Below are 11,878 nucleotides of genomic sequence, written 5' to 3'. Positions count from 1 at the left end.
CCAGATTCAGCAAGCGGGCAGGGGCGCAGCTGTTCTTGGGCTTCAGGCAAGAATCTGCCGCTACCAGTGAAGCAACTTGTCCCATGGGCTCCATACGGAAGGCTTGCTAGTGAGTAGCTAAGTAAATTATTAACAAATCCTGCTACAACAGAGTCCTGCAACTTCAATTAAAAGCCCCGATACACAGCGTGTCGGGGCTTTTGGTTTATAAGTGCTCCTCCACAGCGCGCCCCGCCCCAACTATAGAGGTACCTGGCTATAAGAAATGCAGTCAAAGACGACTGCTTAACGGGTATAGGTCGCGTCGTACTCACTGTAGCCGGTACTGAAGCCGGGATTGATGGCGGCTTTGCCGGGATGATGCAGGACGAGGCGGCGGGTGGAAATCTCCTTGATGACCTCAGGCCGGCCGTAATTCACATAGCGGATGGTATCCCCCTGCAGGGAGTAGCGGCGCACCACCCACTGTCCTGGCGTGGGACCCGGACCCGGACCAATGCTGATGTCGCTGTAGTAGGCAATCGTACTGTCCGTTACGATCAGCTTATTGTTAGGGCCAGACGGACTCGTCTGCTCACCGCGCAGGCGGCCGTCCAGGTCGTAGTGATAAAACGTTACGCTTTGTTGGTACCAATCGCCCGGTAGCAGCGCAGCAGCAGTAGTAGGGGCGGCGTTATCTTTTTGGCAGCTTATCAGGCTACCTAAAATCAAGAGCAGGGATAGGGTCCGCATAGCCGAGGGTGAGGAAAGCCAGAAGCAGCTGCTTTTTAGATTCTTTCGGGTTTAAAATGGTTGCATGCCAGCAACAGCCTGGTACGGAATAAACTACACTCGCCGCCAAGGCAGTATCGTGGCGTCCGCGGCGCCCAGTCCACGCAGCCACGCATACCTCCCCGCATAAAAAGCCTCAACCATTCAACTGAGGCTTTTTGCTGTAGATAATCGGATGATGGACTATCCCTCTCAAGGCCACAGAGAAGTCAGGCTGCAGACCCTATAAGGAGTACTAACTCCTGTCACAAAAGGCGAAAGTATGTCCTAGACTTGCCTCCCCAGCTTAGCTAGTATTGGGGATTGTTCCACTTTCAATCCTTTCCACTGCTATGAAACAACTTGCTCTGTTTGCTCTCCTGTTGGTAACGGGAGCCTGCTCGAAGGACCAGGTTACCCCCGCACCGGTCACTGCCACCAGCCAGGCCGCTGCCGTGCGTCCACCCTATCAATGTCTGGATGTGTACGATCCGGTGTGTAGCAACGGTGTGACGTATTCCAATGCCTGCTATGCTCATCGGGCTGGCGTGACCACCTACACGAAAGGAGCATGCGGTAATTAGTCAGGAATAACTGGCCGTAAACAAGAAAGCCCCGACCATTTGGCCGAGGCTTTTTTGTTTGCTTCCCCTACTGCTGCAGTAACCCCTCGGGTAGTACAATCTCCTGGGAATTGCTAATCGAATCAGGCGCGTCTTTGTAGAAGCATATGTTGGTACACTTCCGCGTAGTAGGTAGGTAATCGCGTGGGCAACTCTAACGGGCAGGGTTGATAACGGCTCTTTCGATGCACTATCTACACGTTCCCCAAGGGGCTACTAGTACTGTCTGGCGCTGCCTTATTCCCCGTCTTCTCGCTCCACTATCCTTGTTTCCACGCATGCCGGTGGTTTACGCTAGGTCTTTCCGCGACTCGAAAGTCCCGCGTCGCGGTTATCGAAACCAATCACCAGATAGCCCCGACGGGCTAATGAATGGCAAAAGGAAGTGGGCCATGCTGTCAGTTTTCTGTTGGTCCCGGCAGTCAGTAAGATGGCTTCCTGGTTTGGGGCCAGGATGATGCCATTGGCATTGACGACTCCCTGTTGCGGCTGGGGCAGCCGATTCGTCTGCTGCCGGCTGCCGCAACCACACAGGCTTGCGGCCAGGCCCAGGAGGAGCCAGGTTTTCATGTCCGCAGACGGTGCTATAGGGTTATTGACTGAATTCCATCAACAGATCTTTCAACTCCTGCAGAGGTTGCTCGAAGTGGATGCGGTTTTCCCGCTGAATGGCCCATCCACATGCCAGCAGAACAAGTAGGTAGCTCAAGAGCCCCCCCGTTGGATGTTGCGGGATGGCTCCCGGCACGTAGAGTCGGAAAAGCAACCACACTCCTAGCGCGCTAGAAAGCGGAATCAGTAGGTATTCATAGCCGCGCTTGAACCGGTAGAAGGTCCGCAGGCTCTCATATTGCTGCTGGACACCTGCTCGTAGGGAAGCGCCTGCTGCCAGCCGGGCCGGGCTGGCCCGGGCAATTCGCTTGAATTGCCGCAACAGCACGATCGTGAAGGGTAGGTAGAGCAACGCTCCTCCTAAGCAAAGCACCTGTACCGCTAGCACGCCCCACAAGCGGACAAACACATGACTTAGCAGCCCGTACACGATAAGTTGGAGCGTTAGTGAGGCCCAGAAATAGCGCATGGCTCGGTTGACCTGCCGGGCACTCCTGGCTTTGGTAATAGATAGAAGTTGGACCTGCTCCATCCGCAGTCCTTCCGTTAGGCCCGGTATACCCATCGCCCAGGCGTGCTTCAATTCATCCATTGTTGACATTGGTTAGGGAGTGGTAGGGTTGACAGGTAGACGCGACTTCAATTCTTTTTTAATCCGGACCAGCCGGACACTCACGTTGGTTTGCGACAGGCCCGTGATGGTGGCAATTTCCTCGTAGCTCAAGTCATCCAGGTAGAGGAGCACAATGGCTTTGTTCAGGGGCGAGAGCATCGCAATGGCATCAAATAGCTGCCGGATAGCCTGCTCACGGTCATCGGGCGGCGGGGCAGGAATTTGTTCGTGCCAGCCCATCAGGGGTTCAGTTTCTCGTTTGCGCGCCGTGCGCCGGGCTATCAAGGCTGTGTTCAGGCATACGCGGTACATCCAGGTAGAAAACTTTGCCTGTCCCGTGAAAGACGGATACGACCGCCAGAGTTGATAAATCATCTCCTGCAGCAAATCGGCCCGCTCGTCCAACTCGGGCTGATAGGCCTGCGCTATCCTGTAGGCAATGCCCAGGTGCTGGTTGAGTTGGGCAAGAAAGAGTTGCTCGGTGGCCATGATGCTGGTTTGCAGGGGGCTTTTCTCAGTTAGTTGCCAACCAGACAAAAAAACTACAGCAGCCGGCATCGCCACCGCAAGAAAGGTGCGTCACTCTTTCTCCTATCCTTAGGTCTTGTTAGTGTCCTAGGCTATTTTTCATTGTACCCACGGCTACTGAGGGGGTATCTCTCGGGTGTGTCCCCGCGTTAGCGGCTGTCGGCGCAGGCTATCCGAAGCGGTTAAGCACCCGGGGACCGTCATGAAACCCTAGTACCAGGAGTCCTAAATAAGTAGCAAGAATGCTTACCTAGCCACAGTGTACTGTCGAAGTCACGCGTTACCAATACTTGTGTTGTCGAGGCATCGTCATCCGTCGTCGTCGACAAGCGGTATTTTTAAGCCACTAGCATCTTTTAGACAAGCGCCTACTCTCCAACCGACTAGCATGCTTTGCGTAACGGAATACTCCAGCTAGGTGAGTGCGCTAACACGTGCTTTAACGGGTGAACTGTGCTTTCTGCTCTCCTCGAACAAAGTGGGAGCCGCAAACCGTATCAACTCGTGCCCATCCGGTTCGGTTCGGTAAGCCTCCAGGTAACCAAGGCGATACCCTTGCGGGCGGCCTGCCTTTCTTTTGTTTCCTGCTGCCATAGCCTGATCCGGTGGTAAGCCAAGCATTTTCATGTTGCGTTTACCCCGGAACCAACGGGCCGCCCGGCAGCACCAGTCATCAGACAAAACGGGTCACCCTGGCGTAAGCTAGTGAGCCGCCTGGTGCAGGCTCTCCAGCAAACCCTGCCGGGGCTTATCCCCGGTCAGTTCCCAAAACATGATGCCGCCAAGCTGCTTTTTGCGGGCATACCGGGTCTTCAGCCGAATCGACTGTGCATCGTCGAACGTGGCGAACTCCTGCCGCTGCGCGCTGTAGGCATAGGGAGCCTGCGCTAGCTCATCCCAGTAGAAAGAGAAGCCCCGGGCTGCCGATAAACTGTCAGCAAAATCCTTGTAGTTGACGGCCTGCTTGAACGTCCCGGCTTGCTGCAAGCCCTGGTGGCGGCCGGCCACGCCGCGGAAGATTCGGGCGTAAAAGGCCGCGCCAATGACAATCTTTCCCGGGGCTACCCCTACCGAGTCAAGAAAACGCACCCCGTCGTCTACCGAAGGCACCTGCCGCGGGGTAGAATACAGCGGTGTGTGGTGACCCGTAGTGGTGCTGTAGCCGTTGACCAAGTCATAGCTCATCAGGTTCACGCGGTCGACCAGCGGCATCACGGCCTGCCACTCAACGGCCTGTTGCAGGTACTCGGGGAAGCCCCCGGCGGCAAAGCTAATCTCGTAGGCGCTGCCCAGCGTGGCGCGCAGCGCCTGTACCAGCAAAGTAAAGTTGTGGCGGTCTTCGGGGGCGAAGCGGTGACCGGGAGGGCCAGCTACGGCCGGGTACTCCCAGTCCAAGTCGATGCCGTCGGTGTGGGTGGCAGTCAGTATTTCTTTCACGGAGGTGGCAAAGGCACTGCGGCCCTGTGCCGTAGCAAACACCTGCGAGCAGGTCTCACAGCCGCCCCAGCCGCCCAGCGACAGCAGCACTTTCAGCTGCGGGTGCTGCTGCTTGAGGGCAACTAGTGCGGCTACCGTAGCTTGGTCCTGCGGAGTATCGAAGGCGAGCCTCGCGCCTTGCAGGTGCAGAAAGCTGTAGATAATGTGCGTAAGTTTTTCCGTCGGGTATTGCCGAAAACCGGTAGCGTTGCCTGCGTAGTACGCAATAATCGCCAGGCCGGGCTTCGGGGCTGGGCGGGCGGGTAGAATCGACCTGCTTCCGGTCATGACCAGCAGCAGTGCTACATACAGAATGGTTCGCATGGCAATGATACTCAATGCGTATGGGAAAGCTTTCCCAATGTACGGGGTCAGCTCCATCCACTCAACACCTGCTCCCAATAAGATGTGTGCCTACTCCCCCTGTTCAACGGCGCACCAGTGGGTAGAGCCTAATCAGTATCGGGCCTTGCCCATTTGTCACGGTTTCCGCCCGGACAAACCGCGCGGCTTCCACCTGCAAGGTGTACGGGCCAGGCGTAGTCGGCCGCAGTAAAAACTTGCCGTCAGCATTGGTGCTAGTTATCACGGAAGTACCCTTCAGCCACAGGGTTGCCCCGGCAATGGGCACCTGGCTCACGCTCACTACTTGGCCCGTGAGGACCAGATCCTGGGCGGGTCGTGTGGTACTGTCCGCCAGTTGGCCCTGCCCCTTTGCCAGACCCGCTAGCAGCAGCAGGCTACTACCCAGTCCGGCCCTTGCCCACCACCCCGCTGTTGCCTGGTACAAAAAGGCCTTGGGAGGTACCCTCTCCATCGTGGCTGCGGGCGAAGAAGGAGTGATTGAACTTTGCCGCAAGGGCTTGCGGTACGGAGCTAGCAATGAGAACAACAAGCCAGGCTTCATGAGCAACAGGGGACGGATGAGCAAGCAGAACCTGTAGGCAGCGGTGGATGTTGCCAGCAGTAAATTATCATTGTATTGCCCTTTCCGGTTTGCCCTGGCGATATGGACACCAGGCTAGAGAAGAACTGGCTCCCCGGCTTCTCGTGCGCTGGTGGTACCCCGGTAGGGTGAACCCTTTTTCTGAATCGTAGGCAAGCTGGGGTCAGGGCTTTAGTCTTCGACATCCACCTTATAGCAGGGTTAAACCCTGTGGCAGCGCGGAGGCCTTACAGTTAAGGGAACAAGGACGATCCATCTATTCCCTGATAAACTATTGCCTGCTGGAGCCAGAACCTGCCGTAAGCGAGAAACTCACGTTAGCAGGATCAAAGCAACTCGATTCGTAGTAGAAGCCCGCACTTCGCCGGCGTGCCACGACTGGCGTTTACTGGTATGACTGTACTATCGGGTTCCCTTAAGAAGGCCATGTGGGGTATTGTATAAGAGACTGCTTCCCTACTACAGTTAAAGTAAGGTAACCGTCCGCGCCCTGCGAGTGAATTTGCCAATATGATTAGCAGTCATTAATTTAGCTTAGATATTTAGCCTGCGTAGTAATGGTTACCAGAAGAAAAAGTGCTTCAACGGTACTGCTTGATCCAGCTCTGCTGGAAGAGGAGCAGAGCTTACGGGCCTTGGAGGAAACAGTATCCATTGTCTTCCAAGAAGAGGGAGGAGCAGCTGTGTGTGCGCACTGTGGGGAGTTGCTCGCTTGGCACGAAGAGGAGTGCAACGGGATTATTGTCTCCCAGCCCAAGTCCAACAAGCAGCACGCGCCTGTTGCCCTGCTCGATAACACCATGCCCGACCTAACGCCTGTTCCCTACGCCTTTGCAGTAGGTCAATCCGTGCAGCCCGAGCCCGGCGCGCAGGTGCGCACAATTATTTGGCGGGGGCAGGTAAAAGCACGTCACCCTGCCCTAGGGCTGGTGTATCGGCTGAACGTATACCGGTTGAACAACGGGTACTGGGACTGCTACTACGAGTCAGAGCTACAGGCCGCCTAGTTCAGAAAACGATAAAACCAAAAGCCCCGGCCTACCCAGGCCGGGGCTTTGGATTTGTCCTGACGCGCTGCTTACCGGAATTCAAGCCGCTCGTGCTGCCTGCGGCCCGAATCAGGTAGACCCAAGGAGCAAGTCTACAGAGTGGCAGCTACTGCTTGCTCGGACGCGTGCGTAAAACCCTCCTGGTTAGGGCTAGCGCTTGAGCGATTTCAGATAAGGGACCTCTTACCTGCACCTGCTCGTACGTGAAAGCTGGATCAGGACTCCTGCCGAGCCACTACCAGCGCTTAGCCTACGCTGACTACCACGACGCCGGAGTACATGGACCTAACGTTCCCATTACCCGCCTTTGTAAAGTAAAAAGGCTGGTGCAGGTCCGATTTGGTGAGCATAGAGGAGACTTGTGTTATTAGGCCCGGGCGTATCGAACTTTGTTAACCATAAGAAATGCGCATCCGCTTGAAAGCAAACCACGGGTAATGTTTCTGCTTAAAGAACACGTATCCCACTTGCTGCCATAAGAAGGTGCCTGCCCTTCGGTTGACTTGGTCACGTTCAGACAGGGGCATCTAGATGGCGTTCAGACCCGGCAAGTTGAGCAGATCAGCAGCTTGCCGCGCTACGGTTGTGACACTGGTGACATCCGGACCGGTGATGGTCAGGTGGCCCATCTTGCGGCCTGCGCGCGCCTCCACCTTGCCGTACAGGTGCAAATGAGTTCCGGGCAGGCTTAATACGGAATGCCAGTCCGGCTCCTGAAGTTGCCCACTGGCGTCAAACCACACGTCGCCCAGCAGGTTGAGCATGATGGCCGGGGAATGCTGGCGCGGCTGCGGCAAGGGCAAGCCCGCCATGGCATGCACCTGCAACTCAAACTGTGACACGTCACAGGCATCCAAGGTGTAATGGCCACTGTTGTGCGGGCGCGGAGCCATCTCGTTGACCACCAGGCCGCCGTGCACGCTGCCGTCTTCCACCACAAAAAACTCGACGCAGAGCACTCCGACATAGCCAATATGGTGCGCGATGGAAACGGCAGCGTCGCGGGCCCTATCAGCTAGGGATGACGGCATATTCCCTTCGTAGGCGTGGGTCACGGCCAGAATACCATTGACGTGCACGTTGCGCTGCGGGGCGAAACTAACGACTTGTCCGTCCCAGCCGCGCGCTACCAGCACCGAACACTCGGCGGTGAGCGGCAGCATTTTTTCCAGCACGCAGGCAACGCCACCCAACTCCGCCCAGGCGGCAGCCAGCTCACCGCTCGTCTTGACGCGGATCTGTCCTTTGCCGTCGTAGCCCATGCGTGCGGTTTTCAGGATGCCAGGCAGCAAATCAGCCTGGTCGCCCTGAATGGCCTGCAGGTGAGCCAGCGTTTCAATCACGGCATAGGGCGCGCAGGTCACCCCCGACAAGTTAGCGCAGGCCGCGAAGTGGGCTTTTTCCTCGATGCGATTTTGGGCAATACCTACCACGGCCGCGCTCGGCGCCACGGGTCGAGCCTGCGCCAGCGTTTGCAAAGCCTGGGCCGGCACGTTTTCGAACTCGGTGGTGATGGCCTGGCACAGCTGGGCCAGTTGCGCCAGCCCGGCCGGGTCGTCGTAGTCGGTCTGGATGTGGTGGTGACTCACCAGCCCGGCCGGGCTTTGCGCATCGGGCTCCAGCACGGCGGTGAAGTACCCCAGGCGCTGGGCGGCGTGCACAAACATTCGGCCCAACTGGCCGCCCCCTAAAACCCCTAAGGTGGCTCGCTGGCCGGCGGCGTCCACACTGCCCGGGAAAACCGGGGTCATAGCTGCAATGTGAGTATCGGCGTTCATACGGGCAGCGTCATGGCGCGAGCGGCCTCGGTTTGTTCAGCCCGAAACGCCTGCAGCTTGGTCGCCAGATCCGGGTTGTGCAGGGCCAGCAGGCTGACCGCGAACAAGGCTGCATTGGCCGCCCCGGCAGTGCCAATTGCAAACGTGGCCACGGGGACCCCTTTAGGCATTTGCACGATACTGTGTAGTGAATCTACCCCCTGCAGATGGCGGCTGGCCACCGGCACTCCCAGCACGGGCAGCGTGGTTTTGGCAGCCATCATGCCCGGCAGGTGGGCAGCCCCACCCGCGCCAGCGATGATGGCCTGCAAGCCGCGCGGGCCGGCTTGTTCAGCGTAGGCAAACAAGTCGTCGGGCATGCGGTGGGCCGACACCACGCGCGCTTCGTAGGCCACACCGAAGTCCGAGAGAATCTGCACGGCATGCTGCATGGTGTCCCAGTCGCTGCTGGAGCCCATGACAACGCCGATCAGGGGCGTGCCCAGGGTGGTGTTGGGGCTAGGGGTATCAGATGGAAGATGGGTACTCATGATGGGCCGTGTAGCGGGGATTGATAATCCCCAGGTAATCGAAAAAACGTGATTTTAGGCGTGGTTGCCCGCCCAAACCTGCGTTTGGGCAGCTTGCGGTTGAGTTGCGCCTTGCCTTGCTGGTGAAAAACGGAAAAGGGTATCCGGTTGGAAACCCTTTTCCGCGGCCACAAAGCTAGCGCTCCAGCACAAGTGGCAGCCGAAGTTTGGGGCCAAACTTAAAAAGGCTGGTCCCAGCGCAGCCAATGGCTAGCGCTCAAGCAGGATTTCTGTGCCTAAAATCACTAGGTCTACCCGGCCTTTCAGTGTCTGGTCTATGAAGGGCGTATTCTGGGATTTGGATTTCATGAATTCCTTCGTGAAGGTCGTTTCCGCCTCAGTATCGAACAAGACGCACTCAGCTTGTTGGCCGACTTCGATGGTGGGTACTGGCAGGCCCATCAGGCGGCGGGGCTCCGCCGAATAGCGCTTTACTACCAGGTCCCACCCAAACTTTCCGGGCTCAACGAAGAAGTGATAGAGCGACACCAGGGCCGTATCCAAGCCGGTGATGCCATTGGGCGCGCTGATGAAATCCTGGGCTTTTTCAAACGGCGTGTGCGGCGCGTGGTCGGTGGCAATGAGGTCGAAGACGCCTTCAATGAGCCCCTCTAACAGGGCATCACAATCAGCTTGCGTCCGCAGCGGCGGATTCATCTTATAGTTTGTGTCGTAGTCGCCGATGTGCTCGTCGGTGAACATGAGGTGGTGCGGGGCCACTTCCGCCGTCACCTTCACATCGCCGCGGGACTTCCACCAGCGGATGGTTTCCATTCCGAGCTTGCTGGACACGTGTTGGATGTGCACGTGCGCGCCTGCCGCCCGGGCCAGGCGAATGTCACGGTCAATAATAATTTCCTCGGCGCAGGCCGGCGAGCCCTTGATGCCCAGCCGGTAACTCATCACTCCTTCGTTCAGGGCACGCGGCCCGGCCAGCTCCGGCACCTCGCAGTGGCTGGCGAAAAACATCCCGAACTCGGTGGCGTACTGCATCGCCCGCAGCAACACTGCCGGGTCGCTGGTGGTATCTCCGTCGTCGGTAAGCATTTTTACCCCGAGCTCGCGCATGCCCTCGATTTCCGCCAGCTCCTTGCCCTCGCGGTTTTTGGTGACGCAGCCGGAGGTGTATACCGGAATGCGGGCCCGGTGCTTGGCATTTTCCAGCACGGTGGCCACCGCCGTTGCCGAATCGAGAGCCGGACGGGTGTTGGGCATCATGACCACGCCGGTCACGCCGCCGTTGATGGCTGCTTCGCTACCTGTGGTGATGGTTTCCTTGTTCTCAAAACCGGGGGCGCGGAAGTGGACGTGGGCGTCAAACATGGCCGGCATAAGAACCCGGCCGCGCGCGTCAATGACGCGGGCGCCCTCGGGAATAGCGAGGTTGCTGCCGATGTCCTGGATTTTTCCTTCGACAATCAGAACGTCGCCTTCGAGCAGTACAGGAGAATTTTCGGAGGCAATGCGGGTGTTTTGAAGGAGGAGCATGAATTTAGGAGAGCTGTAAACTGGCAAGAAGTGGGGGGATATTCGGGCGGTTAAAGATGAAAAACGCGGGCGGAACCAGCCGCTTCCGGCGGCTAAGGCACAATCACTGGCGAGCTAATCCGCTGCCGGGTGGCGTAAGTTGATTCCTGCCGCGGAAATTCCCCGCCCGGCGTGAGCCAGTCGAGCACGGCCATGCGGATGGAAATGCCGTTTTCGACCTGGTTGGTGATCAGGCTGCGCTCGTAGTCCATGACGGCGTCGCACAGCTCGACCCCCCGGTTGACGGGGCCGGGGTGCATGATGTAGAGGCCCCGGTCGCGGATTTCGGCCAGCCGGGCGGTAGTGATGCCGTAGACCCGGTGGTATTCGCGGACGCTGGGAAAAAACTGCACGTCCTGGCGCTCCATCTGCACGCGCAGCAGGTACACCACATCGGGCGCCCAGGCCATAGCAGCCTCGTAGTCGGTGAAGCGAGGGATGGTGGCCGGCACATACTTGGGCACCAGGGAGCCCGGTCCGAGGTAGGCGACTTCGACGCCCAGTTTCTGCAGCAGGGTGCTGGTGGAGCGCGCGACGCGGGAGTGGAGAATATCCCCGATGATGAGAACTTTTTTGCCTCTAGGGTCAGGAAATTTTTCCTTGATGGTGAAGGCGTCCAGCAGGGCCTGGGTGGGGTGTTCGTGGGCCCCGTCGCCGGCATTGATGACTGAGGCCGTAGTTTGGCGGGCAATCATGCCGGGCAGGCCAGGGTGACTGTGGCGGACGACAATGTAGTCGGTACGCATGGCCTGGAGCGTCTCAATTGTCTCGCGCACCGACTCGCCCTTGGTGATGGAGGAGTGGGCGACGTCAAAATTGGTTACCTCCGCCGAAAGGCGTTTGGCCGCGACCTCGAAGGAGGAGTGCGTCCGGGTGCTGGCCTCATAGAACAGCATGAGCACGGACTTGCCATCGAGGGCCGGGATTTTCTTCACCGACTGGGTGAACAGCTTTTTAAAGGACGTGGATTGGTCGAGCAGAAACTCGATTTCCTCACGGTGGAGGGAGGCGATGTCGAGCAGGTCTTTACGTGCCATACCGGAGTTGAGGAAAAGTGAGGTCGTCTAACTGAAACAAACAATGTGAATTCTTATCTGCCATTACCCATGACGGAAAATCTAGCCGCCGTTGTGGGCCGGAGTGCTGGTGGTAGCCGCCACAGTTGGCGGAATGGGTATTGGCGTCCGTGAGAGGAAGTAGCTGACTGCGGGGCGACAGCCGACAAACTCAATGGACATAAAAAAACCGTTTCGGAATCCGAAACGGTAGCGGGGCAATACCCAGAAAAAACAACGGAAATAGCGGAGGCAAAATCGGGAAAACCGATGGTGGCGAAGACCTGCCGGTCAACTCGCGGTTCCCAGCTGAGCAGGGCTCCACGCTTCATCAACAAGTTTTTGGGTTGAA

General features: G+C 57.8%; 12 protein-coding genes. 2 read left to right on the top strand and 10 right to left on the bottom strand.

The window, feature by feature from the left end; translation table 11 throughout:
- Positions 1–285 precede the first annotated feature (285 nt).
- Positions 286–732 carry a hypothetical protein gene (locus DNI29_RS21765; protein WP_110980259.1) on the bottom strand — a complete coding sequence of 149 codons (447 nt, stop codon included), beginning with the start codon at positions 730–732 and terminating at the stop codon, positions 286–288.
- Between the two features lie 371 nt (positions 733–1,103).
- Here DNI29_RS21765 and DNI29_RS24765 point away from each other — a divergent pair, with 371 nt between their 5' ends.
- The gene (locus DNI29_RS24765; RefSeq protein ID WP_202910561.1) at positions 1,104–1,334 is read left to right on the top strand and encodes a Kazal-type serine protease inhibitor family protein; all 231 of its coding nucleotides are present in this window, start codon (positions 1,104–1,106) and stop codon (positions 1,332–1,334) included.
- Positions 1,335–1,667: 333 nt separating this feature from the next.
- On the opposite strand, the gene DNI29_RS24305 is transcribed toward DNI29_RS24765, so the two are convergent.
- The 5 genes from DNI29_RS24305 to DNI29_RS21740 form a co-directional block, all read right to left on the bottom strand.
- Positions 1,668–1,943: a hypothetical protein gene (locus tag DNI29_RS24305; RefSeq protein ID WP_123823371.1), complete on the bottom strand. Its 276-nt coding sequence runs from the start codon at positions 1,941–1,943 to the stop codon at positions 1,668–1,670.
- Between the two features lie 22 nt (positions 1,944–1,965).
- On the bottom strand, positions 1,966–2,586 hold the full coding sequence (locus DNI29_RS21755; protein WP_123823370.1) for a hypothetical protein: 621 nt from the start codon (positions 2,584–2,586) through the stop codon (positions 1,966–1,968).
- 3 nt (positions 2,587–2,589) lie between these two features.
- Positions 2,590–3,135 (bottom strand): RNA polymerase sigma factor, encoded by a 546-nt coding sequence (locus DNI29_RS21750; protein ID WP_238388179.1) that lies wholly within the window; start codon positions 3,133–3,135, stop codon positions 2,590–2,592.
- Positions 3,136–3,828: 693 nt separating this feature from the next.
- Complete coding sequence (locus tag DNI29_RS21745; protein WP_202910560.1) at positions 3,829–4,926, bottom strand: glycoside hydrolase family 18 protein; 1,098 nt, start codon at positions 4,924–4,926, stop codon at positions 3,829–3,831.
- A 103-nt stretch (positions 4,927–5,029) separates the two neighbouring features.
- Positions 5,030–5,419, bottom strand: coding sequence for a carboxypeptidase regulatory-like domain-containing protein (locus tag DNI29_RS21740; RefSeq protein ID WP_162303702.1), 390 nt, complete (start codon positions 5,417–5,419; stop codon positions 5,030–5,032).
- Positions 5,420–6,105: 686 nt separating this feature from the next.
- On the opposite strand from DNI29_RS21740, the gene DNI29_RS21735 reads away from it, so the two are divergent.
- Positions 6,106–6,555 carry a hypothetical protein gene (locus DNI29_RS21735; protein ID WP_123823368.1) on the top strand — a complete coding sequence of 150 codons (450 nt, stop codon included), beginning with the start codon at positions 6,106–6,108 and terminating at the stop codon, positions 6,553–6,555.
- A 569-nt stretch (positions 6,556–7,124) separates the two neighbouring features.
- On the opposite strand, the gene DNI29_RS21730 is transcribed toward DNI29_RS21735, so the two are convergent.
- From DNI29_RS21730 to DNI29_RS21715, 4 genes are all read right to left on the bottom strand, one after another.
- Entirely contained in the window at positions 7,125–8,375 is a 1,251-nt protein-coding gene (locus tag DNI29_RS21730) for a 5-(carboxyamino)imidazole ribonucleotide synthase (protein ID WP_202910559.1), read from the bottom strand.
- Positions 8,372–8,905 carry a 5-(carboxyamino)imidazole ribonucleotide mutase gene (gene purE, locus DNI29_RS21725; RefSeq protein ID WP_110980255.1) on the bottom strand — a complete coding sequence of 178 codons (534 nt, stop codon included), beginning with the start codon at positions 8,903–8,905 and terminating at the stop codon, positions 8,372–8,374. The genes DNI29_RS21730 and purE overlap by 4 nt, the downstream gene beginning before the upstream one ends.
- 249 nt (positions 8,906–9,154) lie before the next feature.
- The gene (locus DNI29_RS21720; protein WP_110980254.1) at positions 9,155–10,432 is read right to left on the bottom strand and encodes a dihydroorotase; all 1,278 of its coding nucleotides are present in this window, start codon (positions 10,430–10,432) and stop codon (positions 9,155–9,157) included.
- Positions 10,433–10,524: 92 nt separating this feature from the next.
- Positions 10,525–11,508 (bottom strand): aspartate carbamoyltransferase catalytic subunit, encoded by a 984-nt coding sequence (locus DNI29_RS21715; protein WP_110980253.1) that lies wholly within the window; start codon positions 11,506–11,508, stop codon positions 10,525–10,527.
- Between the last annotated feature and the right edge of the window lie 370 nt (positions 11,509–11,878).

This window comes from Hymenobacter sediminis, assembly GCF_003231285.1.
GTDB lineage: Bacteria > Bacteroidota > Bacteroidia > Cytophagales > Hymenobacteraceae > Hymenobacter > Hymenobacter sediminis.
This window is presented reverse-complemented; position numbering and strand designations above follow the sequence as displayed.

Excerpts from the sequence above, each read along its gene's own strand:
- DNI29_RS24305 (WP_123823371.1), bottom strand. The coding sequence starts at position 1,943 with ATGAAAACCTGGCTCCTCCTGGGCCTGGCCGCAAGCCTGTGTGGTTGC.
- DNI29_RS21765 (WP_110980259.1), bottom strand. The coding sequence starts at position 732 with ATGCGGACCCTATCCCTGCTCTTGATTTTAGGTAGCCTGATAAGCTGC.
- DNI29_RS21755 (WP_123823370.1), bottom strand. The coding sequence starts at position 2,586 with ATGTCAACAATGGATGAATTGAAGCACGCCTGGGCGATGGGTATACCG.
- DNI29_RS24765 (WP_202910561.1), top strand. The coding sequence starts at position 1,104 with ATGAAACAACTTGCTCTGTTTGCTCTCCTGTTGGTAACGGGAGCCTGC.
- DNI29_RS21730 (WP_202910559.1), bottom strand. The coding sequence starts at position 8,375 with ATGAACGCCGATACTCACATTGCAGCTATGACCCCGGTTTTCCCGGGC.
- DNI29_RS21740 (WP_162303702.1), bottom strand. The coding sequence starts at position 5,419 with ATGGAGAGGGTACCTCCCAAGGCCTTTTTGTACCAGGCAACAGCGGGG.
- DNI29_RS21715 (WP_110980253.1), bottom strand. The coding sequence starts at position 11,508 with ATGGCACGTAAAGACCTGCTCGACATCGCCTCCCTCCACCGTGAGGAA.
- DNI29_RS21745 (WP_202910560.1), bottom strand. The coding sequence starts at position 4,926 with ATGCGAACCATTCTGTATGTAGCACTGCTGCTGGTCATGACCGGAAGC.
- DNI29_RS21735 (WP_123823368.1), top strand. The coding sequence starts at position 6,106 with ATGGTTACCAGAAGAAAAAGTGCTTCAACGGTACTGCTTGATCCAGCT.
- DNI29_RS21720 (WP_110980254.1), bottom strand. The coding sequence starts at position 10,432 with ATGCTCCTCCTTCAAAACACCCGCATTGCCTCCGAAAATTCTCCTGTA.
- purE (WP_110980255.1), bottom strand. The coding sequence starts at position 8,905 with ATGAGTACCCATCTTCCATCTGATACCCCTAGCCCCAACACCACCCTG.